Origin of the sequence: Streptomyces sp. SID12488 (assembly GCF_010548275.1) — a bacterium.
GTDB lineage: Bacteria > Actinomycetota > Actinomycetes > Streptomycetales > Streptomycetaceae > Streptomyces.
Genome location: NZ_JAAGLT010000003.1, coordinates 213,050 through 235,729, shown reverse-complemented (window position 1 = coordinate 235,729; position 22,680 = coordinate 213,050). Strand labels below are relative to the sequence as shown.

The 22,680-nt window shown below is 68.4% G+C and carries 22 protein-coding genes and 1 pseudogene; 11 read left to right on the top strand and 12 right to left on the bottom strand.

Translation table 11 applies throughout. The features are described 5' to 3' along the window. The first annotated feature begins 52 nt into the window (after positions 1 to 52). The 4 genes and pseudogenes from G3I56_RS07170 (at position 53) to G3I56_RS07155 (ending at position 3,261) form a co-directional block, all read left to right on the top strand. Positions 53 to 838 carry a hypothetical protein gene (locus tag G3I56_RS07170; protein ID WP_164408019.1) on the top strand — a complete coding sequence of 262 codons (786 nt, stop codon included), beginning with the start codon at positions 53 to 55 and terminating at the stop codon, positions 836 to 838. Positions 839 to 1,146: 308 nt separating this feature from the next. Beyond that, positions 1,147 to 1,507, top strand: a pseudogene (locus G3I56_RS07165) (type II toxin-antitoxin system RelE/ParE family toxin). Between the two features lie 2 nt (positions 1,508 to 1,509). Further along, positions 1,510 to 1,827: a helix-turn-helix transcriptional regulator gene (locus G3I56_RS07160; RefSeq protein ID WP_006381580.1), complete on the top strand. Its 318-nt coding sequence runs from the start codon at positions 1,510 to 1,512 to the stop codon at positions 1,825 to 1,827. 132 nt (positions 1,828 to 1,959) lie between these two features. Beyond that, positions 1,960 to 3,261: a M48 family metalloprotease gene (locus G3I56_RS07155; RefSeq protein ID WP_164408018.1), complete on the top strand. Its 1,302-nt coding sequence runs from the start codon at positions 1,960 to 1,962 to the stop codon at positions 3,259 to 3,261. Between the two features lie 333 nt (positions 3,262 to 3,594). On the opposite strand, the gene G3I56_RS07150 is transcribed toward G3I56_RS07155, so the two are convergent. Continuing rightward, positions 3,595 to 4,236 (bottom strand): hypothetical protein, encoded by a 642-nt coding sequence (locus G3I56_RS07150; protein WP_164408017.1) that lies wholly within the window; start codon positions 4,234 to 4,236, stop codon positions 3,595 to 3,597. 272 nt (positions 4,237 to 4,508) lie between these two features. Continuing rightward, positions 4,509 to 5,009, bottom strand: coding sequence for a polymorphic toxin-type HINT domain-containing protein (locus tag G3I56_RS07140; protein WP_343239886.1), 501 nt, complete (start codon positions 5,007 to 5,009; stop codon positions 4,509 to 4,511). Positions 5,010 to 5,397: 388 nt separating this feature from the next. On the opposite strand from G3I56_RS07140, the gene G3I56_RS07135 reads away from it, so the two are divergent. Continuing rightward, a complete protein-coding gene (locus tag G3I56_RS07135; RefSeq protein ID WP_164408015.1) occupies positions 5,398 to 5,805 on the top strand; it encodes a VOC family protein in 408 nt (135 codons plus the stop codon). Positions 5,806 to 5,831: 26 nt separating this feature from the next. Here the strand turns inward: G3I56_RS07135 and G3I56_RS07130 are convergent, their stop codons facing one another. Continuing rightward, complete coding sequence (locus tag G3I56_RS07130) at positions 5,832 to 6,470, bottom strand: Uma2 family endonuclease (protein ID WP_343239885.1); 639 nt, start codon at positions 6,468 to 6,470, stop codon at positions 5,832 to 5,834. 131 nt (positions 6,471 to 6,601) lie between these two features. Between G3I56_RS07130 and G3I56_RS07125 the strand changes: the two genes are divergently transcribed. The 3 genes from G3I56_RS07125 (at position 6,602) to G3I56_RS07115 (ending at position 8,439) form a co-directional block, all read left to right on the top strand. Next, a complete protein-coding gene (locus G3I56_RS07125; RefSeq protein WP_164408014.1) occupies positions 6,602 to 7,009 on the top strand; it encodes a hypothetical protein in 408 nt (135 codons plus the stop codon). 5 nt (positions 7,010 to 7,014) lie between these two features. After that, on the top strand, positions 7,015 to 7,575 hold the full coding sequence (locus G3I56_RS07120) for a DCC1-like thiol-disulfide oxidoreductase family protein (RefSeq protein ID WP_164408013.1): 561 nt from the start codon (positions 7,015 to 7,017) through the stop codon (positions 7,573 to 7,575). 69 nt (positions 7,576 to 7,644) lie between these two features. Beyond that, on the top strand, positions 7,645 to 8,439 hold the full coding sequence (locus G3I56_RS07115; RefSeq protein WP_164408203.1) for a TetR family transcriptional regulator: 795 nt from the start codon (positions 7,645 to 7,647) through the stop codon (positions 8,437 to 8,439). Between the two features lie 18 nt (positions 8,440 to 8,457). On the opposite strand, the gene G3I56_RS07110 is transcribed toward G3I56_RS07115, so the two are convergent. Continuing rightward, positions 8,458 to 10,884, bottom strand: coding sequence for an MMPL family transporter (locus tag G3I56_RS07110; RefSeq protein WP_164408202.1), 2,427 nt, complete (start codon positions 10,882 to 10,884; stop codon positions 8,458 to 8,460). Positions 10,885 to 11,071: 187 nt separating this feature from the next. Between G3I56_RS07110 and G3I56_RS07105 the strand changes: the two genes are divergently transcribed. Together G3I56_RS07105 and G3I56_RS07100 are read left to right on the top strand one after the other, a co-directional pair. Further along, positions 11,072 to 11,776, top strand: coding sequence for a response regulator transcription factor (locus G3I56_RS07105; protein WP_164408012.1), 705 nt, complete (start codon positions 11,072 to 11,074; stop codon positions 11,774 to 11,776). A gap of 17 nt (positions 11,777 to 11,793) precedes the next feature. Beyond that, entirely contained in the window at positions 11,794 to 13,407 is a 1,614-nt protein-coding gene (locus G3I56_RS07100) for a HAMP domain-containing sensor histidine kinase (RefSeq protein WP_164408201.1), read from the top strand. Positions 13,408 to 13,531: 124 nt separating this feature from the next. On the opposite strand, the gene G3I56_RS07095 is transcribed toward G3I56_RS07100, so the two are convergent. The 5 genes from G3I56_RS07095 to G3I56_RS43635 all read right to left on the bottom strand — a co-directional run bounded on the left by G3I56_RS07095 (position 13,532) and on the right by G3I56_RS43635 (position 17,998). Then, positions 13,532 to 13,933: an ATP-binding protein gene (locus G3I56_RS07095; RefSeq protein WP_164408011.1), complete on the bottom strand. Its 402-nt coding sequence runs from the start codon at positions 13,931 to 13,933 to the stop codon at positions 13,532 to 13,534. Positions 13,934 to 14,051: 118 nt separating this feature from the next. Continuing rightward, positions 14,052 to 15,608 (bottom strand): ABC transporter substrate-binding protein, encoded by a 1,557-nt coding sequence (locus tag G3I56_RS07090; protein WP_164408010.1) that lies wholly within the window; start codon positions 15,606 to 15,608, stop codon positions 14,052 to 14,054. Positions 15,609 to 15,755: 147 nt separating this feature from the next. Beyond that, positions 15,756 to 16,358, bottom strand: a complete 603-nt coding sequence (locus tag G3I56_RS07085) for a hypothetical protein (RefSeq protein WP_164408009.1) — start codon at positions 16,356 to 16,358, stop codon at positions 15,756 to 15,758. A 91-nt stretch (positions 16,359 to 16,449) separates the two neighbouring features. Continuing rightward, positions 16,450 to 17,739, bottom strand: a complete 1,290-nt coding sequence (locus tag G3I56_RS07080) for a metallophosphoesterase (protein ID WP_164408008.1) — start codon at positions 17,737 to 17,739, stop codon at positions 16,450 to 16,452. A gap of 16 nt (positions 17,740 to 17,755) precedes the next feature. Beyond that, a complete protein-coding gene (locus G3I56_RS43635) occupies positions 17,756 to 17,998 on the bottom strand; it encodes a hypothetical protein (RefSeq protein WP_343239884.1) in 243 nt (80 codons plus the stop codon). 205 nt (positions 17,999 to 18,203) lie between these two features. Here G3I56_RS43635 and G3I56_RS07075 point away from each other — a divergent pair, with 205 nt between their 5' ends. Then, positions 18,204 to 19,529 (top strand): D-alanyl-D-alanine carboxypeptidase, encoded by a 1,326-nt coding sequence (locus G3I56_RS07075; RefSeq protein ID WP_343239883.1) that lies wholly within the window; start codon positions 18,204 to 18,206, stop codon positions 19,527 to 19,529. A 221-nt stretch (positions 19,530 to 19,750) separates the two neighbouring features. Here the strand turns inward: G3I56_RS07075 and G3I56_RS07070 are convergent, their stop codons facing one another. The 3 genes from G3I56_RS07070 to trpS all read right to left on the bottom strand — a co-directional run bounded on the left by G3I56_RS07070 (position 19,751) and on the right by trpS (position 22,538). Continuing rightward, positions 19,751 to 20,638, bottom strand: coding sequence for a YihY/virulence factor BrkB family protein (locus G3I56_RS07070; protein WP_164408006.1), 888 nt, complete (start codon positions 20,636 to 20,638; stop codon positions 19,751 to 19,753). A 50-nt stretch (positions 20,639 to 20,688) separates the two neighbouring features. Beyond that, on the bottom strand, positions 20,689 to 21,267 hold the full coding sequence (locus tag G3I56_RS07065) for a 2'-5' RNA ligase family protein (RefSeq protein ID WP_164408005.1): 579 nt from the start codon (positions 21,265 to 21,267) through the stop codon (positions 20,689 to 20,691). A gap of 257 nt (positions 21,268 to 21,524) precedes the next feature. Then, positions 21,525 to 22,538, bottom strand: coding sequence for a tryptophan--tRNA ligase (gene trpS / locus G3I56_RS07060; protein WP_164408004.1), 1,014 nt, complete (start codon positions 22,536 to 22,538; stop codon positions 21,525 to 21,527). Positions 22,539 to 22,680 lie beyond the last annotated feature (142 nt).

Here is a 22,680-nt window from a genome sequence, read left to right as displayed (position 1 = left end):
TACCCACCAGTACCACTAGGAACTTGGTCAACTCCCGTTACAGACTGGGCACATGACCATCCTGAGGAAATCGATCGCAGCACTGTCGGCCGCCGCAGCCACGGCGGCCACGCTGCTCGCGATACCCCCCACCGCCTCGGCAACTCCCCTCCCGCACGCGACGTTTGCGCGGGAGAACTTCGACCACCTTCCCCTCGGCCCGGTGACCGCCGGCCGCGGCTGGACGACGGACACCTCCAACGGCACCCTGACCGTCGCCCGGAGCGCGACCGGCAAGGGCCGCGAACTCCGCATCCGTACGCAGGGCAACGGCCGAGCGTTCGTCGTCTTCCCCAACCTCTCGACGCCCGGCAACAGTTACTGGGCCCGCCTGCGCCTGCGCGTGGATGCCTTCCCCACGGCCCCCGACTGGGCCCACTGGACGATCGCGGAGGCCTCGGGCGCCGACTCCCCCACCCTCGTACGTCCGTTGGGCGGCCAGTACGCCCCCACGGACAAGGGCAACTTCTGGGGCGTCGGCTCAGACCTGGGCCCGACGGGCGACTGGACGTCGTGGAAGACGTCGGCACCGGCGGTGGCGGGGAGTTGGAGTTGCGTGGAGTTCCATCTGGACGCTGCGGACAGCCGGGTCACGGTGTACTTCGACGGGGCCGAGCAGTCGGATCTGACGGTCGACGCCACCCACCACGGCGGCGCCCAGGACTCCGACTTCGCCTTCCCGGCGTTCGACAAGCTGAAGCTGGGCTGGCAGCTGTACCAGGCCGACCCGACACCGTCGTCGTACGACGTGCGGATGGACGATGTGGTGGTGGGTTCGCGGCGCGTGGGCGGGTGTTGAGGACCCGATGACCCTCTGACCTTTTGATCCTCTGATCCGGTGAGGGGTGGGGCTGCCTCACCCCTCACCGGCGGCGGGCCTGTCAGCCGAGGATGAGCGCGAGCCTGAAGTCGACGTCAACGAGCGCGCCTGTCTCCACATCCATCGGCGTACGCCGTCCGGTGCCGGTCAGCAGCGCGTGCTCGTCGTGAAGTCGACCACGATCGGGTGAACGCGGTTCGCCGCCCCTCCCAAGTGGTCGACAGTACGCAAGGGTACTAGTATGAAAGCGTACTACTCAATGAGGTTCGATGGCCTGGCGTCTTGAAATGGCCGGGGAGGGCCGCGACTGGCTGCACGAACTCCGCAAGGACGACCGGGCCACGGCACAGCTCGTGGGCCAGGCGATTCAGGCCCTCGTCGACGAAGGCCTGATCTCGGGCGTCCCCTGGTGGACCGGATCAAGGGTTCGACTCTGCACCACCTCAAGGAGCTGCGCCCCGGCTCGACCGGAAGCAGTGAGATCCGCATCCTGTTCGTCTTCGATCCGGAACGCAACGCCGTCCTTCTCGTGGCCGGTGACAGGCAGGCCAGTGGACCGAGTGGTACCGCCGCGCCATCCCCATGGCCGAAGCCCGGCATGCGGAGTGGCTCGTTCACCTGAAGCAGCGGCAGCAGAAGGAGGCATAAACATGACCAGTTTCCACTCCTGGGACGAGGTCAAGGCGGAGGTCTTCGACGCGGAGGACCTGGACGAGATCTCAGCAGGGGCCCGACGCATGGTGGCCGAAGCCCGCGCGCACCGGCTCGCCGAGATGCGCCGCCAGCTCGGCCTCACCCAGCGCGAAGTAGCCGACCGCATGCACGTACGGCAGGAACGGGTGTCCGCCATCGAGCGCGGCAGGACATCGTCCGCAGAGGTGGGAACGGTGGCTGCCTACGTCGCGGCCTTGGGCGGAGAGTTGGAGGTCGTCGCCAACTTCAACGGGACACGGGTGGTTGTGGCGTGAGGCGGGGGTCGGCGCACAGGGAAGTCTTCAGACCCCTCACCGCCCCAACTTCAAAGGCACTGGCATGATCGACCCCAAAATGTCATGAGCAGAGCGACCTCTGGGGTGAGGTCGAGGGGGAGGTCCGCAGCGATGCGCACCATCACTGAAGGCGTGCTGGAATCGAGCCGGTGCCCTGAGTGCGGTACGGAGATCCAGGCGGACAGGCGGTTCACCAAATGGTGTCCGGCCTGCGACTGGAACGTGGATCCGGGTGGTCCGGAGGAGAAGAAGGGCAGGCTGGAGACCCTGCGCCGCAGGCTGGCGCAGCGACACGGCGAGAATCTGCTGGCGACGATGAGCACGGACGCGGCCGACGCGCAGCGGGCCCGTCGTGACGTGTCCGGTGTACTGGCGTACGTGATCGCGCTGCTGATCCACGCGTTGACGGCCGTTCTCGCCGTGACCGGGATCTGGTGGGTGGTGAGCGGCTGGGGCGAATTCCGCATGCTGCCCGGGGGGTTCCTGTTGCTGCTGGGCTGGGCGCTGCGCCCCCGGCTGAACCGGCTCCCCAAGGACGAGGACGCCGGCGTCGTCCTGCGCCGCCCGGACGCGCCCGAACTGTTCGCGCTGATCGACGAGATCGCCGAGGCGTCGGGGACCAGGGGTGTGGACGTCGTCGCGGTCAACGCCGAGACGAACGCGAGTGTGCAGGCGTACGGCCTCCGTGGCCGCCTCCTCACGCTGGGCCTCCCACTGTGGGAGTCCCTCACCCCCGAGCACCGAATCGCCCTGCTGGGCCACGAGTTGGGCCACTACAGCAACGGGGACACGCGGCGAGGTCTGGTGCTGGGGACGGCGTTTCGCTCATTGGGCCTCTGGCTCTACTACCTCTCCCCCATCCCGAACCCGACGCCGGTCCAGGTGGTCACCAACCTGGTGTGCGTCCCGCCGCGCCTGCTCGTCCAGGGCGTACTGATGCTGCTCGACACCCTCACCCTGCGCTCCAGTCAGCGCAGCGAGTACCTCGCCGACTCGGCTGCAGCGCGCGCCGGTTCGACGGACGCGGCGGTCGGTCTGATGGACCGTCTCCTCGTCAGCGACTCCATCGACATCACCCTGCGCCGCGAGGTGAACAGCCGACGGCTGCGCCGCAGCGGGCAGCTTCGGGGCACCGAAGGGGACGGCCTGTGGGAGGAGTTGGCGGCGCACATGGGCTCCATCCCGGAGTCCGAGTACGAACGTCAGCGCCGCGTGGGCGCGTTGCGCGGCCACAGCGTCGACGCGACCCACCCGCCTACCCACTTGCGACGGCGTCGGCTTCTGGACGCGGGGCCGGTGGCGGGGGTGGTCGCTGCGGGTGAGGAGCGGTCCGCTCGTGTCGCGGCCGAGTTGGCGGGGGCGCGGGGGACTGTGGCGCGGGAGGTTGTGCGGGACGGGGTGGACGGGGTGTAACCGGGGGTTGGGGACGGAGGCTGAGGGCGGGGTGGCGCGCTGCCGCTGCCGGAGGCACTGCTGTGATCAGGGCTGCCGAGCCCACCGGTTGCAAATGCCGCCCCACGGCGTACAACCCGCGGAGCACCTCGCAGGTCTTATCTGCGCTCTCCGTTCCGGCGATGCCGCAGTTCCTTGGCAGCGCGATCGACTCAGGTACTCCTGAATGCCGTTGACGCACGGCATGTACCGCGCGTGCGACCCTGTCCGCCGCCGTTGCCGTCAGCTACTGCCGTCAGGTGTCCCAAACGGGACCCTTGACGACAGTACCCAAATATGCGCAAAAGGAAAGATCTACTCGGTGAGGCCAGAAGCTCGCCGTCTGGCTTCTAGCGCCTCTGCCACATTGGCACGCACCCGCTCGACAGCGTATTCCATGCCGCCATCCAGTGCGCATTGAATTGCTGGACCTTCCCATTGACTCGCCAACTCTCCTTTCCCCAAGAAGGCGCAATATACGCTGGCCAATTCCAGCCTCGGGAGCTCATTCCATGGCCACAGATCGAGCCGCTTGAACTCTTCTGGGTTGTCAAGAAGGTCCAGAAGGTCACTCGGCCCCGGCAATGAAATAAAGAAATCAGAGCATAGGTCCGAGAGAAGCGAAAGAACGTTGGAGATTACTTCGGTGTCCGAATTTTCACCGGTCAGCTCAAATCGTCCTCTTGCTGGATCCCTTAGGCGGCTAATTTTCCCGAGCGAGGCAGAAACTACATAGATCCTGCGAGTCGGCGACATTGAGCTTAGGCCTGGCAGGCCAAGGTTCAGTGTTACGTCGAATCTACAAGCTCCCTTGGTCGCAGTCTTCTCAGGGTGGAACACCACTGAACGCAGAAGTTGATCCTCACGGATGGCGATTCGACCTTTGACGCGAAAACCGTATTCCCGCTTCAAAAAATCGCCAGCTTGCGCAATCAATGGCTTCAGCTCACTGCTCATCGATCGACCACCTTACTGAATCCTCTGGTACGACGTCGTCCCATTCTTCCCGATCCTGTACACCCATAGCTGCCCAGACCCGGACGGCACGCCCATCTCCTGCTCATATGCGCCAAGCTCTTTTCGGCCGCGCCTGATTTGCGCACGGGTATCTGGATTGAGCTCAATGGGCACTCGGGTTCCAGTAGCGGGGTCCGTAAACCCACCATCCGGGCGCCGACCGCTGGGCAGTGTGAACTCGCCCTCATAGCCGAGGTGGGAGCGACCGTCCATCACGTCACTGAATTCAGCATGCGCCTTCCGCCCCAAAGCGGCAGCGGAGTTATTCCACTCGTACACGAACTAGCATTATGCACCAGCACCGGCGTCTCGCTCGCCAGCACATAGTACGCGTGCAGGTCATCGACCGTCAGGTTGTACGTGCGGGCCCGCTTCGAGAAGGGGCGGTTAGCAGCGACTGTCAGGGTCGAGCCGTCCGGCTTGCGCAGGTGCATGCCTACTTCGAGGTCGCGTGCAGCCACCCACTGCCCGAGTTCGGGCACCCAGAAGGGGTGCTCATGGGTGGCTGTGAGCTTCACGATTCCGTCATCCGTGGCAATGGACAGCTCGTTGAAGTGTTTGTCGCCCTCAGTGATGATCAGGCGGGTCACCTTGCGCGGGCCAGTCTCCCCCGTCTTGGGGTCCGTGGCCAACACCTCATCGCCGACCTTCATGTCCTCGATATCTTTCGAGGACTTGTCCGCAAGAAGGACGTCGGTTCCGGCCAGAAACACTTGGTGCAATCGGAAGTTTTCCGAGAAGAGCGGTCCCCACTGAAGCCGAAACCCCCCGCCAGCTCTTCTGCACCGTATGCAGTGACCGCAAATCCGCCGGCCATCCCCGCACCCGCGCGAAGAGCTACTGGAAGACCCGGATCGCTGTGGGCTGAGCGGGCGTATGTACGTTGTCGAGGGCCCCGTTTCCGCAGGAAACGGGGCCCTCGAGCGTGCCGGGCACCCAGTCGAGTGACGCGAACCGATGGGTGCCAAGGTCAGCCTCGACATCGTCGATGTCCTTGACGCCGGGCAGTCGAACCGGACTCCCTGATCACGTACGTCACAGCGCCCGTCTGCCTGCTCCAGCCTCCCAGGATTCCGCCGACCATCCCCTTACCCTGACGCCATGTCAGATGACGAGTCGTACGAACTGCTCGGTTTCGACAACGTGCTGCTGCCCGTCGGTGAACTCGCCGAGGCGGTCGCCTTCTACGAGCGTGCCGGGTTCGGCGTCACCGCTCGTGTCGACGAGGCCGGGATCGCCGTGCTGAGGGTCGGTGCCGAGACCCCGGGGCTGTTGCTGCGGGTCGAGGAGGCTCTCGGCCACCGGGCGCCGCCGTGGGCCTCCCCCCGGATCTGGCTGGAGGTGCCGGACGCCAAGGCTGCGGCCCGCGCCCTGGCCACGGCCGGCATCACCCCGCTCGACGCCCCGATGTCCGTGGCCACGGGTTGGACCGTCGAGATCGCCGACCCCTGGGGCAACGTCATCGGCTTCACGGACTACACGAAGCGGCCGGAACTCGCGCGGTCGTGAACCCGGGTGGTCATGAAGCCAGGTGGTCATGAACCCGGGCGGCGATTGATCGCCGTCAGGTCGATGTCGATGTCAAAGGGCACGGTCAGTTTCAAGCGGTCGTGGAAGATGCTGGTGAGGGCGTAGGCCTTGGTGGCGGGGTCGAGTTCGTAGACGTAGACGACGGGGATCCCCTTGCCGCCGTCCCGCTCGTCCCGCTCGACCCTCCAGAAGTGCGGCACCCCTGCCCCCGCGTACTTGCGGGGCTTGACCTCGCGGTCTCGGTCCTGGGTGTCCGCGGCGGCCACCTCCACCGCCAAGAGGATGTCCTCCGGCTCGTACCAGGTCTGGTCCGGGCCGGTGTTCGCTGTCTCCGGGAAGACGATGACGTCCGGTTCGGGGCGGTTCCTGGTGTCCAGTTTGACGGTCATCCGTGACAGGACATCCAGGTGACCCGGGGCCTGTTCCAGCAGGGCGTGCTCCAGCAGGCGCAGCGTGCGGGAGTGGAAGCGTGTCTGCGGGCTGACGAAGACGAGGCTTCCGTCGAGCAGTTCCGTGTGGCTTGGGAGACCGGGGATGCGGTCGAGGTCGTCGGCGGTCCAGCCCTCCGGGGGCGGGATCGGCCAGCGGTACGGCGGTTCGGGGTCGAACCATTCCTCCTGCTCTTCTTCGCGTGCGGTGCTCACAGTTGTCCCAACGCCACCAGCCCACTCCGGTTACTACTTGAACGTGTTCAAAAACAGGTCTACAGTCTTCCCCGTAAGCACTTTTGAACGCGTTCAAGTCGTTCAAGAGGCCCGGGGACAAGGACGAAGACATGGACCTCACAGTCGTCGCATACGTCATATACCTGCTGGTCAGCGTCGCACTGACCGTCTGGGTCGCGCGGACCCTCAGCAGCAACGGGCGGGTTTTCCTCTCCGATGTGCTGCGGGGGAACGAGAAGCTCGCCGAGGCCGTCAACCATCTGCTCGTCGTCGGGTTCTATCTCGTCAACCTCGGGTTCGTGACCCTCTATCTGAGCGGTGACGGGGACATCGCCAGCACCCGGGAGGTCTTCGAGGCGCTCTCGACCAAGCTCGGTGTGGTGCTGCTCGTGCTGGGCGTCATGCACCTCGCCAACGTGTTCGTCCTCAGCAAGATCCGCCGGCGGAGCGTCATGGAGCGGGAGCAGGTGCCGCCTGTCGCGCCGCAGGGCTGGGTCGCCCCCGCGGCCGGGGCGTGACCGCGATGAACCACATTGAAGCGGTGGGGTCGGGGGACAACACCACCGCCCGCGCGGACCGGGACGCCACGGGGGGCGTTCCGGTCCGCCGGCTCACCGTCCTGTACGACGCCGAGTGCGAACTCTGCACCTTCGTGCGCGAGTGGCTCGCACGGCAGTCTCAGCTGGTGCCGTTGGTGATGGTTCCGGCGGGCTCGGAGCGGGCACGGATGATGTTTCCGACCCTCGACCACTCCGCCACCCTCGACGACGTCACCGTCGTCGGGGACTCCGGGCAGGTCTATCGCGGTGCCGGTGCCTGGGTCGTCGTGCTGTGGGCCTTGCGTGAGCACCGGCCCCTCGCCCATCGGTTCGCCACCCCGGCCGGGGCCCGCCTCGCCAAGGGTGCCGTGCTTGCCGCCGCCAAGTGGCGCGGGAGCCGGTGGGGTACCGACAGGAGTGGCCGCGTGTACCGGCGGCCCGACGGGTGGTCGTACGATCCGCGCTTCGGGTGGGTCCACAACCCACTCGGCATCTCACCCGGCACTCCGCCCGGCTGTGACAGCGGCACCTGCTCCACTGGTTAGGCTCCTTCCGTGTCAGCAGCGAAAGACAGCCCCGAGTCCCCTGAGCTCCCTGAGTCCTCCGCGTCCTCTGTGTCCTCCGAGTCGCCCGAGTCTCCTGCGGCCTCCGCTCCTGCTCCCGCGAAGAGTGAGCAGACGCGTGCACTGATCCTGGAGACAGCCATGCGGCTGTTCAAGGAGCGGGGGTACGACAAGACGACCATGCGGGCCATCGCTCAGGAGGCCGGGGTCTCGGTCGGCAACGCGTACTACTACTTCGCCGGCAAGGAGCACCTGATCCAGGGCTTCTACGACCGGCTCGCCCGCGAGTACCAGGTGGCCGCGCGTGAAGTCCTGGACCGGGAGACGGACTTGGAGGCGCGGCTGGCCGGGGTGTACCGGGCCTGGCTCGATGTGTCCGCTTCCTACCACGAGTTCGCCGTGCAGTTCTTCAAGACCGCCGCCGACCCGAACAGCCCCCTCAGCCCCTTCTCCCCCGAGTCGGAGCACGCGCGCACGCAGGCCATCGACGTGCACAGGGAAGTGCTCGCCGGATCGAAGGCCAAGGTTCCGGAGGAACTCCGGGACGTGCTGCCCGAGTTGATGTGGCTGTCCCAGATGGGCATGGTCATGTACTGGATCTACGACCGTACGGAGGGCCGTGAGCGCACCTACCGGCTCGCCGGACGCGGCGCCCGGCTCACCGCCCGTGGTGTGTCCCTGGCCCGCTTCCGGGTGCTGCGCCCGCTCGTCCTCGAAGTCCACGACCTGTTCAGCGACTTCCTGCCGGGGATGACCAACGCCCTTCCCGAGGAGCCCTCGAAGGGCGCGGATCCCGGGAAGGGCAAACAGGTCAAGCAGGCCAAGCAGGCCAAGCAGGCCAAGTAAGCGGCCGGGAAGGTCAGTTCACCGCGCCGCTTCCTCCTCCGACGCCTCCGACGCCTCGCTCAGCTCCACGTCGTACACCAGCGGGCCGTCCTCCACCGTCACCTGTCGTGCCCGGGAGCCGTACGAGACCGCCGTCGCCGCCAGCAGGTACGCGCCCGGGGCCGGGACGGAGAGGATGTACGAGCCGTCCGCCAGGGAGGTGACCCGGTCCAGTTGGCGTCCGCCCTTCGACCGGAGAGTCACCGTCGCGCCCTCGACCGGCGCGCCCTCGGCGTCACGTACGTAGCCGTGGACGACCGACGCGCTGCCCGTGGGCCTCGCGGGTTCCGTTGCCTCCGGGTCCTCCTTCGGCTCCACCGCCAGATGGGGCAGGCGCTCCTCCAGGCCCGCCGGCAGCCACCAGTTGGAGTTGCCGAGCAGGTGCATCGCGGCCGGCACCAGGGCCGTACGGAGGATGAACGCGTCCAGCGCCACCGCCGCCGCGAGGCCGATGCCCGCCATCGCGCCCTCCAGGTCGCCGCTCAGGACGAAGGCCGAGAAGACGCAGATCATGATCAGGGCCGCGCAGTTGATGACCCTGCTGGTTTCCGCGAGACCGACGCGGACCGCCCGCGCGTTGTCCTTCGTGTGGACCCACTCCTCGTGCATGCGGCTCACCAGGAACACCTGGTAGTCCATCGAGAGGCCGAAGAGGAGGGAGAGCATGATCACCGGGAGGAACGCCGTGATCGGGCCCTCCTTGCCGATGCCGAGCAGTTCCGTGCCCCAGCCCCACTGGAAGATCGCGACCAGGACGCCGAAGGAGGCCGCCGCCGCGATCAGGTTCATCAGCGCGGCGGTGAGGGGGACGACCAGGGAGCGGAACGCCACCATCAGGAGCAGGAACCCCAGGGAGATGATCGCCGCCACGAAGTACGGCAGGCGGTCGCCCGTCACCGCCGCGAAGTCCTTGAAGATCGCCGTCACCCCGCCGACGTGGGCCTCGGCCCCGGAGGCCGGGATGACCTCGTCGCGCAGACGGTCGATCAGCTGGTCCGTGGCCTTCGACTGGGGTGACGTCGTCGGGACGACCTGGATCACCGTGATGCCCTGGGACGGGGGCGCCGCCGCTGCCTGCGCCACACCGTCCGTCGTACGGATCGTCGCGACCAGCGCGTTCGCGTCACCCTTGGCGACCACCACCTGGAGCGGGCCGTTGAAGCCGGGGCCGAAGCCCTCCGCCAGCAGGTCGTACGTCTGGCGGGTGGTCGTCGACTCCTGGCGGTTGCCCTGGTCGGTCGCGCCGAGCCGGATGGACAGGACGGGGAACGCGAGGATCAGCATCGCCACCAGGGCCATCGCAGCGGTGGAGCGCGGGCGCCTTTCGACGTACGACGACCAGCGCGCCGCGAGCCCGCTCGCCTCGGCCGACTCCGGTCCCGTCGCGGCCAGTCGGCGGCGCTGCCTGCGGCTGAGGACGCGCATGCCGAGGAGGCCGAGGAGCGCCGGGAGGAGAGTTGTCGCGGCGAGGACGCTCAGGACGACCGTGAGGGAGGTCGCGACGACCACGCCGTCCAGGAAGCGCATGTTCATCACGAGCATCCCGGCGAGGGCGATGCACACCGTGCCGCCCGCGAACAGCACGGCTCGGCCCGAGGTGTTGAGCGCCGTCACCGCCGCGTCCTCGGGCTTCATGCCGCGCAGGATGCCCCGGCGGTGCCGGGTGACGATGAACAGCGCGTAGTCGATGCCGACGCCCAGGCCGATCAACGAGCCGAGCAGCGGGGCGACTTCGGGGACGTCGGTGACATGGCTGAGCAGGGAGGTGGCCATCAGGCCGGTGCCGAGGGCCGCGATCGCCACGACCAGCGGCAGCAGCATCGCGAAGAGGGAGCCGAAGGCGAGGAACAGGACGACCGCCGCGGCCAGGATGCCCACAGTCTCGGCGATGCCGGCGGGCGCTTCCTCAGTCCTGGCGATCGCCTGGCCACCCAACTCCACCTGGAGTCCGTCGCGTTCGGCGGCCTGGGCGGTCTCGACGACGTCCTCGACCGTCGCCTTGGGCACCCCGTTCGCCTGCTCGGTGAAGGTGATCTGCGCGTAGGCGATCCGCCCGTTCTCGCTGATCTGGGCGGCGCCGGCGCCATCGGCGGCGTATGGGCTGGTGACCTCGCCGACCCCCGCCATCTTCGCTATCTCCGCCAGCTTCGGCTCGATCCGGGACCGTACCGACTCGTCGCGTACCGTGCCGTCGTCGACCTTCCACACGACCGTGTCGGTGTCACCCGAGGACTGCGGGAAGGCCTTCTCCATCAGGTCGTACGCACGCGTGGAGTCCGTGTTGGGGAGAGAGAAGGTGTTCGCGTAGTCCGTGCCCGCGGCGGAGCCCGCGAAGCCCAGTCCGAACACGGCCCCCACCCATATCAACAGGACCACCAGCCGGTGCCGATAGCACCACCGCGCCAATGCCGCCACGCTCAACACCCCTTGTTCGTCAGGTTGGTTGGATTGGTTGGTTCGGTTGGTCCCCCAGGTCCTGGGCAACAGGATTGGTGGTGGCGCGCGGGTGTGGACACCGGACGGCCATGACTCTCAAGGAACTCCAAAGCGCGAACGGGGTCCGGCTGTCGGTGGCCCCGCCGATACTGGGGGCATGACGGCTACAGGCACAGTGACAGGCACAGGCACCGTGCTGGTGGTGGAGGACGAACCGAGCATCGCGGACGTCCTCGCCATCGCCCTGCGCTACCACCGCTTCGAGGTGATGGTCGCGGGCACCGTCCGCGAGGCGCTCACGCTCGCCGAGCGCACCCGCCCGGACGTCGCGCTGCTCGACATCATGCTCCCGGACGGCGACGGCCGGGCCCTCGGGCGTGAACTGCGCGCCCGCAGGCCGGAGTTGGCACTCGTCTTCTTGACCGCGCGGGACGCGCCGGGTGAGATAGTCGGCGCCCTCGGGTTCGGCGACGACTACATCACCAAGCCGTTCAACATCGACGAGGTGGTCGCACGGATCACCGCCGTACTGCGCCGGACCCGGCCCGCCGACGTGCTGCCCCAGCGGCCCCCGCTGCGCTACGGCGACCTGGAACTGGACGAGTCGACGTACAGCGTGCACCGCGCGGGCGGCACCGTCGAGCTGACCCCCACGGAGTACGCGCTGCTGCGGTTCCTGGTGCGCAACGGCGGCCGGATCGTGCCCAAAGAGCAACTCCTGCGGCACGTCTGGCAGTACGAGCACACACCGCCCGAATCGACCGTCGTCGAGACGTACATCAGCTATCTGCGGCGCAAACTCGACGCGCTCGGACCGCCCGTGATCACCACCCGGCGCGGTGTCGGATACGGGCTGGCATGAGTCTCCTCGCGATCGGCATGGGGTGGGGGCGCGCCTTCGGGGCGGGATGGGACCGCACCTTCCACTGCAAGCGCGGTATCCACTCGCTGCGCGTCAAGCTGACGCTGGCCAACGTGGTGCTGCTCGCCCTCGGCATCGTCGTGGCGACCGGCGTGAGCGTGATGGGCATGCGGCTGTATCTGCTGGACAGCGTCGACACCCAGCTGATGGGCTCCCGGGACTCGATCGGCAACTCCCGGATCACTCTGGAACAGATCGACTCGCTGACCGCGTTCGCCGCCCTGACGGACAGGTACCGGCACGCCGCCGGTGAGGACAGCGACGACAGCGGCAGCGGCGGTTCAGCGGGGTCCGACTCCTCCGACTCCGACTCCGGCTCCACGCCCGACGGTTCAACGACCGCCGGTTCGACGACCAACGGTTCAAGGACGGCCGGCTTCACGAACGCCGACTCCCTCGTGTCCGACGGCATCTTCGTGGTCGTCGGCGAGGAGGGGCAGGCCATGCCCGTCGCCAGGTTCGAGGCCACCGCCGACCAGCGCGCCCTCGCCGCCGCCGTCTCCGACCCGTCCGCCCTCGCCCGCGACGACGAACCCCACGACATCCGGGTACGGGACGCCCCCTACCGCGTCACCGCCGCCCACCTCGCCGACGGCAAGACCGTGCTCCTGGCCACCTCGACGGACGCCCTGCACGACGTCCTCGGCAAGGCTCTGAAGCTCGACCTCGCCGTCGGGACGCTGCTGCTGGCGCTGCTCGCCGTGCTCACGATGTTCAGCGTGAGCCGTCGTATGGCGCCCCTGGAGGACATGGTCGAGACGTCGACGGCCATCGCCGAGGGCGATCTCACGCGTCGTGTCCCCTCCAGCCGCGAGGCCACCCTCGAGGTCGAACAGCTGCGGGTCGCCCTCAACACCATGCTCCACCAGGTCGAGTCGGCGTACCGCACCCGCGAGCGCAGCGCGGCCCAGCTGCGCCTCTTCGTCGCCGACGCCTCGCACGAACTGCGCACCCCGCTGTCCGCGATCCGCGGCTACCTCCAGCTGTACGACAAGGGCATGCTGACCGACCCGCAGGAGCGTCGGCGTGCCTGGGACCGGATGAACGGCGAGGCGGACCGCATGGGGCGCCTGGTGGACGAGCTGCTCACGCTGGCCCGTCTCGACCAGCAGCCCGAACTGCGGCTGAGAAACGTTGACTTGAGCCGCCTCGTAAGGGACGCGGCGGAGGACCTGCGGGTCCAGGAACCGGACCGGCCGATCAGTGTGGCCGCCGACGGGGCGATCCTGGTGCGGGCCGACGAGTCGGGGCTCAGGCAGGTGCTGGGCAACCTGGTCGGCAACGTCCGTACGCATACGTCCGCCGATGTGCCGGTGCGGCTCGGTGTGGAGCGGGTGGACGGTGTCGTACGGCTGTGTGTCGCGGACCGGGGGCCCGGGCTGGCGCCGGAGGACGCGGCGCGGATGTTCGACCGGTTCTTCCGGGCGGGGGGTGGGGCGGGGAGTGGGCTGGGGCTGGCGATCGTGCAGGGGGTTGTGCTGGCGCACGGCGGGGAAGTGAGTGTTCGGACGGCGCCGGGCGAGGGGGTGGCGGTGACCGTCGCTCTGCCGGAGCGGGCGGTGTGTCCGTGAACGGGCGTTGCCAAGTGCTAAGTGCCTTTGTCTGCCGGTCCGTTGTGGCTGGTCGCGCCCACGCGGCGGAGCCGCACAACGACACAGCCCCGCGCCCCTGAGGACGTGCCCCTGCGGGGCGCCCTTATCCCGGCGCTGTGACCAGTGCCCATACCGTCTTGCCGTGTCGTCCCCTGCTCCAGACCCCCCAGGCCTCCGCGATGTCCTCGACCAGGTGGAGGCCGCGGCCGTGTTCCTCCCAGTCCGTCACCGGGCGGAGGCGGGGTTCTGTGGTGCTCTCGTCGGAGACCTCTATGAGGCAGGAGCCGTCGGAGAGTGCGGTGACGGCGACCTCGAACTCCGGTTCAAGGAGGGGGCCGTGGCGTACGACGTTGGTCGCCAGCTCGGAGACGAGCAGGACGGCGTCCGTGAGCGCCGGGCCGTCGGTGCTGTGTCCCCAGTCGGCCAGGTGGTCGTGTACCCGGCGCCGGGCGAGCTCGACGGACGCCGGGTGCCGGGGCAGCCGGAAGGAGTTGCGCCTCAACACGTCTGCTCCTCACCCGGTCCACACCATCAGCACATCTGATGCTGCTTTGGGTACCCTCCCAGCGTCACCTAGTCCGTGTCAGGCGGACGGGGCAGCCGGAACGGGCAGCCGGACCCGGTCAGATCCAGTCGAGGGTCCAGAGCCGGAAAACCCCGGTGCCGTCCGAGAGGTACTGGCCGCCACTGACGTCCACGCTGCTGACGACGTACTCCTTGCGCTGCCACAGCGGGATGACGGGCACGTCCTGGGCGATCAGTTGCTGGAGTGCGCGGAAGTCCTGGGCGGCGCGGGCGCGGTCGGCGTACTGGCGGCTGTCCAGGATCAGCCGGTCCACCTTCTTGCTGCTGTACTCGTTCTTCATGCTGTTGCCGGTGCCGACGAGCGGACCGGTGAACGTGTCCGGGTCGGGGAAGTCGGCGACCCAGCCGACGGCGTAGGCGTCCAGCTTCCCCGCCGCGTACCGCTTCTGGTAGTCGGTCCACTCGTAGCCCTTGACGGTGACCTTGAACAGGCCGCCCTTCTCCAGCTGCCGCTTCAGCAGGGCCGCCTCCTCGGCGGCGACGCCGCGACCCTTGGCGTAGCCGTAGGTGAAGCTGACCGGGAGTTCCACGCCCGCCTCGGTGAGCAGAGCGCGGGCCCGCTTGACGTTGGGCTTGGGGTACTCGTCGAAGAATGAGGTGGTGTGGCCGGTGAGGCCTGCCGGGATCAGTGAGTAGAGGGGCTCGGCCGTCCCCTGGTACACCGTGCCGGCGAGTTCCTCCCGGTTGACCAGCCAGGCCAACGCGCGGCGGACGAGCGGGTCGTGGAGGGGGGAGCTCGCGCGGACGTTGACGACGAGGTTGCGGGTCTCGGCGCTGGCGGCCTCGATGACCTGCTGGCCGGGGTCGCTGGGCGAGAGTCCGGCGAGGACCGCGGGCGGCAACTGGCGGGTGGCGACGTCGATCTGCTTCGCCTTCCAGGCCTTGTCGAGGGCCGCCGGATCGGCGTAGTAGCGCAGGCGGATGGGGCGGCCGGTGCTCTTCACGGCGCCCTTGTAGTGCTCGTTGGGTTCGAGGAGCGCCTGCTTCTCCTTCGTATACGTCTTCAGGACGTACGGTCCGGTGCCGTCGGCGCCGGTGTCGGTGCGCAGGCCGTCCTTCGAATAGCGCTCGCGGTCGACGATCGCACCGGCTCCGGTGGCCACCTTGAACGGGAAGGTGGCGTCGGGTGAGTTGAGGTGGAAGGTGACCGTCAGGCCCTTGGCGTCGACCGAGGCGAGGGTGCCGAGCAGGGACGCGGGGCCGACGTCGGAGTTGATGTGCTTGACGCGCTCGAAGGAGAACTTCACGTCCTCGGCGGTCATCCTCCGGCCGCTCGGAAAGTCGAGGTCGTCACGCAGGACGCAGACGTAGGTGCGCAGGCCGGAGCCCTTGAAGCCACAGCTCTTCGCCGCGTCCGGGACGGGGGCCGTGCCGTCCGGCCGGTAGGTCAGCAGTGACTGGAAGACGTTGCTGAACATAGCCCAGGAACCGGCGTCGTAGGCGCCGGCCGGATCGAGGGCGGTCACGGAGTCGGTGGTGCCGACGGTGATCGTTTTTCCGTGGTCGGCCCCCGTCGGCATCAGCTGCCAGCCGACCGCTCCCGCGGCCGAAACAATGAGCAGCGCCGCGAGAATCCGCATGCGTACCGAGCGCATCGGTGTGCCCTCCCCAGGCCCCCTGCACAGGCGACTCCCCTGTGGCGCTGATCACCTAATCACAGGTGTTTAACGCGAGGAAGGGGCTTCTTGCGAGATGGGAAAGACGTTACTGACGACCTGTTACCGGCGGGTTTCAGGCCTCGGTCAGCGCTCGGGCAGAGCCGCCCGCACATGATGTTCCAGGGCGCCCGCAATCGCCCAACTCGCCCCGCCGTCAAGGCGTTTCCAACTGGTGGTGGGCCGGCAGGTGATGACCGCGACGGCCCTGCCGTCGGTGACGGCGATGTCGATGGACACCTGGACCTGAGGGCCGTACGGCGTCCCGCAGATCAGGGACACCTTTCCGTGCCCCAACTCCAGCACCTCGGCGACCACCGGGGTCTGCGCCTTCGTGATGGTGTGCAGGGCACTGTCGGCCAGTTGGAACGCCGTGATGCCCGGAGTGTCGGCCACTACCCGGCGGACGGCGGGCAGACGCGCCGCCGCCGGCTCCAGCGGCAGCCCGTAGTGGGAGGCTGTGCGGGCGGCGGCGACCGTGTCCGGCACGGGTACGACCAGCAAGAAGGCGACACCGCAGATCAGCCCGGCGAGCGTGCTCTGTCCGAGCGCCGACGCGACGGGCGCCCCGTCGCCCACGAGCAGCACCGCGAGCATGGCGCCGCCGACCACGAGCGCGACCAACCCGGCGGCGGGCGCGACACGGCGGACCACCGCCGACCAGTACATGACCGTCGACCGCAATTTCATACCTCCCGGAGGCCGGTCGGCCGGTTGAACCGACAAGTGATCCAACCAGCGGCCGTCGAGCCTGTGTTCACCTGACCGAGGGCGGTTGTGATCAGGCCTGCCTGGACGCCAGTTCCACCACGGTGATGTCCGACGGTGCCCCCACCCGCGTGGGCGGACCCCATGCGCCGGCACCCCGGGAGACGTACAACTGCGTGTCCCCGTACCGCTCCAGGCCCGCGAGGGTGGGGTTGGCGAGGTCGGCGACGAGGTTGCCGGGCCACAGCTGGCCGCCGTGGGTGTGGCCGGAGAGCTGGAGGTCGACACCGAAGTCGACGGCGTCGTGGATCTGCACCGGCTGGTGGGCCAGCAGCACGCTCGCCCTCGATGTGTCCCGGTCGCCGAGCGCCTTGGTGAAGTCGGGGCCCTGGCCCTCGCTCTCACCGGCGATGTCGTTGACACCGGCGAGGTCGAAGGCGGGCAGTTCGACGCGCGCGTTCTCCAGCGGGCGCAGACCGAGCCGCCGTACCTCCTCGACCCACTCCTCGGCGCCGGAGAAGTACTCGTGGTTCCCCGTCACGAAGAACGCCCCGTGCCGCGCCCGGAGTTGGGCGAGAGGGGCGGCTGCCGGCCCGAGGTCCTTGACACTGCCGTCGACCAAGTCGCCGACGACAGCGATCAGATCGGGCTGGGTGGAGTTGATCGTGTCGACGACCTTCTGCGCGAAACCCCGGCCGAGGACGGGCCCGAGGTGGATGTCGCTGACTACGGCGATCCTGAACCCGTGGGCGCCGCGCGGGAGTTTGGCCAGCGGCACGGTGACGCGCTTCACGCGGGGGCCGCGCACGACGCCGTATGTGCCGTATCCGACGGTCCCGACGGCGGTCGCGGCCGCGGCGCCGGCCACCACACGGGAGACGAAGAGACGCCGGGAGGGGGCGGCGAGGAGACGGGGGGAATCCGGGGTGTCGGGTGTATCGGGTGTGTCGGGGGTCCCCGGGACGGCTTCCGGGGGCTCGGGTGCTCCCGCCGGGACGGTCTCCGCCCTGCGGAGCGGTACGGACGGCGGTACGGGTGCCTCGGCCGGTCGGCGCCGCTCCAGGAACCGTCGCAGCAGTGGCCGTACGAGCTCGCCCGCGATCAGCGCCAGCCCCAGGTAGATGAACAGGGCCAGCCACAGGAAGCCCGGCCAGGCCAGTGTGCGCTGGAGCCAGAAGGGCGCGCCGCCGCGCTCGGCGGCCAGGGCCGCGACCATCATGACGGGCAGGGCGACGAACACCACCGTGCCGACGCGGCGGGCGAGGCCGGGGCCGGCGGTCGTGTCGCGCACCAGGCGGCGCCAGACGTACCAGTGCAGCCCCACCAGAGCGGCGACGGCGGCGAGCAGGAAAACGATGACCATGCGGATGTGTCCCCCGTTATGAGGTCTGGCGCAAAGCGCGCAGTCCGCGCAACCCGATGCCCCCGACGATCGTCCCCAATACGAAGGAGACGACCGCGAGCACCAGGTGCACCCAGAAGTACGCGGTCGGAGTGCCCGCGTCGTTGAACGCGAGACCACTGCCGTCCTTGACCAGATTCTTGATGAAAGTGACCCATATGACCCAGCTCCACACCCCGAAGGCGAGCAGGAACCAGGAGACGGGGCGGCTGAGCTTCACAAAAAAGGGCCTTTCATCACTTCACCGGGCAACTCGATCCGGCCCAGTCGGCCGGGGGTCCGGGAGTCGTCCCCCGGAAGAGCACAGCATGGGTTCAGTATCGCCGCTCGGTACCTGGACCCGCGGCCGGGGTGGCGAGGGCGGTTGGCGGGTTCGCCCCGGGGGCGGTACAACTTCGCGGGCTGGTACATGTACGTTCTCCGACGTGCCCGCCTCGAAAAAGACCGCCAAGCGAACCTTGCTGGTCACCTCCGCCACCCTGTTGACCGCCGCGCTGACCGCGCCCGTACCGGCGTTCGCGGCCCCCAAGCCGACGCCGAGCGCCTCACCGTCGGTGACTCCCCCGGCGAAGATGTCGGCCGTGGGCGGGAAGCGGCTCGCGCAGGCCGGGACGCAGGTGAACCTCGCCGACGGGGTACCGGTGATCCCCAAGGACATCACCGCCCGCTCGTGGATCGTCTCGGACGCCGAGTCCGGCGATGTGCTCGCCGCCCACAACGCGCACTGGCGGCTGCCCCCGGCGAGCACCTTGAAGATGCTGTTCGCGGACACCGTGCTGCCCAAGTTCCCGAGGACGCTGAAGCACAAGGTCACGTCCGCCGAGCTGGCGGACGTCGGCGCGGGCTCCAGCATGGTCGGCATAAAGGAGAAGGAGACGTACACGGTCCATGACCTGTGGCTCGGCGTCTTCCTGCGCTCCGGCAACGACGCGGTGCATGTGCTCTCCCACATGAACGGTGGCGTCGGCGCCACGGTCAAGGAGATGAACAAGCACGCGGAGGAGCTGCAGGCCCTCGACACCAACGTGGTGAGCCCCGACGGCTACGACGAGCCGGGGCAGGTGTCCTCGGCGTACGACCTGACGCTGTTCGCCCGTTCCGGGCTGCAGAAGAAGGACTTCCGCGAGTACTGCTCGACCGTTTCGGCCAAATTCCCCGGTGAGACGAAGAAGGACAAGAAGGGGAAGCTGGTTCGCGGGTCCTTCGAGATCCAGAACACCAACCGGCTGCTCGCCGGCGACTCGGACATCTCCGTGTACCAGGGCATCGCGGGCGTGAAGAACGGCAACACCACCAACGCGGGCGCGACCTTCACGGGGGTTGCCGAGCGGGGTGGCAAGGTGCTGCTGGTCACGGTCATGAACCCGGAGAAGAGCGAGCACAACGAGGTCTACAAGGAGACCGCGCGGCTGCTCGACTGGGGCTTCAGGGCGTCCGGGAAGGTGCAGCCGGTGGGTGAGCTGGTGGCGCCCAAGGGGGCGGAGGGGGCGAGCGCCCAGCCGGGCTCGACGGATACCGCGGACCCCGGTTCCGACTCCGGAGAGGCGGGGGGCGGCGAGGGTGACGGGTCCGGAAAGGGCGATTCCTCCGCGTCCCCGGTCGCGCAGGCGTCCTCCGGGGCCGGGTCGGACGGGGGCGGGATGGGTGTCGCGCTCGGCATCGCCGGTGGGGTGGTCGTGGTCCTGGCGGGGGGCGCGTTTCTGATCAACCGGCGGTGGCCGCTGCCGGAGCTGGTGCGGCGTCGGCGGTGAGGTGGGGGTTGGCGCGGGGATTCCTCGCCCCCGCCGCCCTTACCCGTCCCATCCCTGGGGGCTGTGCCCCCAGGCCCCCGCTTTCGGCCCTGAAGGGGCCTCGTCCTCAAACGCCGGACGGGCTGATTGGTGTCGGCCGGCGCTGAAGAGGTGTTGCCCGAGCTGGACACAGGCGGTGAACGGGCGGGTGGGTGGGAAACACGGCCTGGGCTGCACCAGCCTCAGCCTTCAGGCACGGACGACTCGGGCTCGGCCTCGGACGCCGGAGGCCCCGTCGCCGTCCAGGACGCGCAGAACAGGATGAGTTTCGACGTGAAGTTGATCCACAGCAGCAGCGCCACGGGCACACCGAACGCGCCGTACATGCTCTTCGCCGCCACCCCCTGCATATAGCTGCTGAGCAGCAGCTTCAGCAGTTCGAAGCCGGCCGCGCCGATCAGCGCGGCGACGAACAGCCGACGCCGGGTCGGTTCCACGCCGGGCAGCAGCGTGAGGACGTACAGGAGCAGGAGAAAGTCGGCGAGGACCGCGACCGCGAACGCCGCGAGGCGGAGCAGGACCGCGCCCCAGCCCGCCTCGTCGATGCCCAGTCCCCGCGCCGTCCAGCCGACCGCCGCCGAGGCGATGGTGGACGCGGCGATCGTGACGAGGACGGCGCCACCGAGCCCGACCAGCACACCCGTGTCCTTGACCTTGCGCAGGACGGGGTTCCCCTCGTCCTCGGGCAACTCCCACACCGCCCGCAGACACTCCCGCATCGAGCCGACCCACCCGATGCCGGTGAACAGCAGCACGGCACCGGCGATCACCCCGATCGTGCCGGCGTTCTGGACCAGACCGTTGATGTCCAGCTGCTCGGAGATGCCGGGCACCTGCTCGGCGATCTTCTCCTGGAGCTCGTTCTGCCGTCCGGTGCTGAGCGTGGCGGCGGCGATCGCGGCGGCCACGGTCAGGAGTGGGAACAGCGCCACGAAGCTGATGAAGGTCATCGCCGCGGCCAGTCGCGACCACTTCACGCGGTCGAGACGCTCGTACGACCGCCACACGTGCGTGGTCATCAGTCGGACGACGATCGGTCCGACGCCGGGGAGCTTCTTCAGCCAGTCCATGATGACCTTGTACCCCGGAAGCGCCTGATGGTGGTGGTTTTTGGGGGGTTCTACCTGGTCGGAAGCGGGCCGCGCTCCACATGGGCCGCCTGCGGCGGCACGACGGCCGCGCCGAAGGTGAACTCGCGCAGCTTGCGCCACACCTCGTCGGGCCCCCGCTCGTAGAGCGCGAAGCCGGTGCAGGGCCAGTCGGCCTCGTAGTCGGCGAGTTCCGCGAAGGCGCGGTCCATCGCCTCCTCGGCGATGCTGTGCGCGACCGTCACATGCGGGTGGTACGGGAACTGGAGCTCGCGCGCCACCGGCCCGGAAGCGTCACGGACCTGCTTCTGCAGCCAGGTGCAGGCCTCGGCGCCCTCGACGATCTTGACAAACACAACGGGCGACACCGGCCGGAAGGTGCCCGTCCCGGAGAGCCGCATCGGGAAGGGCCGGCCCGTGGCGGCCACCTCGACGAGGTGCGCGTCGATGGCGGGCAACGCCTCGGAGTCGACTTCCGTGGGCGGCAACAGGGTGACATGGGTGGGGATACCGTGTGCGGCGGTGTCGCCGAAGCCCGCACGCCGCTCCTGGAGCAGGCTGCCGTGGGGCTCCGGGACCGAGATCGACACACCGATCGTTACGGTCCCCACGTCGTCTCCTGTTCGTCGTCCCGGTGTTACTCGTGCGGTGTCGCGTGTGCGGTGTTGCTGGTGCCCGTATTGCTCATATGGGCTGTTGCTCGTACCGGTCGGCTATCGACTGTACGGCCACGGCGGGTCTGCGGGCAGGCGCAACCATAGTGATGTGCAGCGCTCTGATACCGCTTCGTGCGCCGTGCGGTGGTACAGGTACCCATGCGACTGCGGTTCAGTGCTCCCCAGCACTTCCCAGTGATACTCGGTGCTTCTCAGTGCTTCGCGGGCAGGAAACCCACTCGCCCGTACGTCTGGGCGAGCGTCTCCGCGGCGACGGCCCGTGCCTTCTCAGCACCCTTGCCCAAAATCGAGTCGAGTGTCTCCGGGTCGTCCAGATACTGCTGGGTGCGCTCCCGGAACGGCGTCACGAAGTCGACCACGACATCGGCGAGGTCCACCTTGAGCGCACCGTAGCCCTTGCCGTCGTATGTCCGCTCAAGTTCGGCGATATCCGTGCCGGTGAGGGTCGAGTAGATGCCGAGCAGGTTGCTGATGCCCGGCTTCTCCTTCGGGTCGAAGCGGATCACGGTGTCCGTGTCCGTGACCGCGCTCCTGATCTTCTTTGCGGTGGCCTTCGGCTCGTCGAGGAGGTTGATGAGGCCCTTGGGCGTGGACGCCGACTTGCTCATCTTGATCGACGGGTCCTGAAGGTCGTAGATCTTCGCCGTCTCCTTCAGGATGTACGGCTTCGGGATCGTGAAGGTCTCGCCGAAACGGCCGTTGAAGCGCTCGGCGAGGTCACGGGTCAGCTCGATGTGCTGGCGCTGGTCCTCGCCCACCGGCACCTCGTGCGCCTGGTAGAGCAGGATGTCGGCGACCTGGAGGATCGGGTACGTGAACAGCCCGACGCTCGCCCGGTCGGCACCCTGCTTGGCGGACTTGTCCTTGAACTGGGTCATCCGGGACGCCTCGCCGAAACCGGTGAGGCAGTTCATGATCCAGGCGAGCTGCGCGTGCTCGGGGACATGGCTCTGGACGAACAGCGTGCAGCGGTCGGGGTCGAGCCCGGCCGCGAGGAGCTGCGCGGCGGCCAGCCGGGTGTTGGCCGTGAGCTCCTTCGGGTCCTGCGGGACCGTGATCGCGTGCAGGTCGACGACCATGTAGAACGCGTCATGGGACTCCTGCAGGGCCACCCACTGGCGTACGGCGCCGAGGTAGTTGCCGAGGTGGAACGAGCCTGCGGTGGGCTGGATCCCGGAGAGCACGCGGGGACGGTCTGAAGCCATGCTCCCCATTCTCTCAGGTATCGGGGCCCGCTCCGGTACGGGTACGGACACGGGTCGACCACTGATCGGAAACAGAATCGGAAACTGCTTGGACGCGGGTGGGAACCGATCCGGGTCGAGCGGTGTACCAAAGATGTGAGGA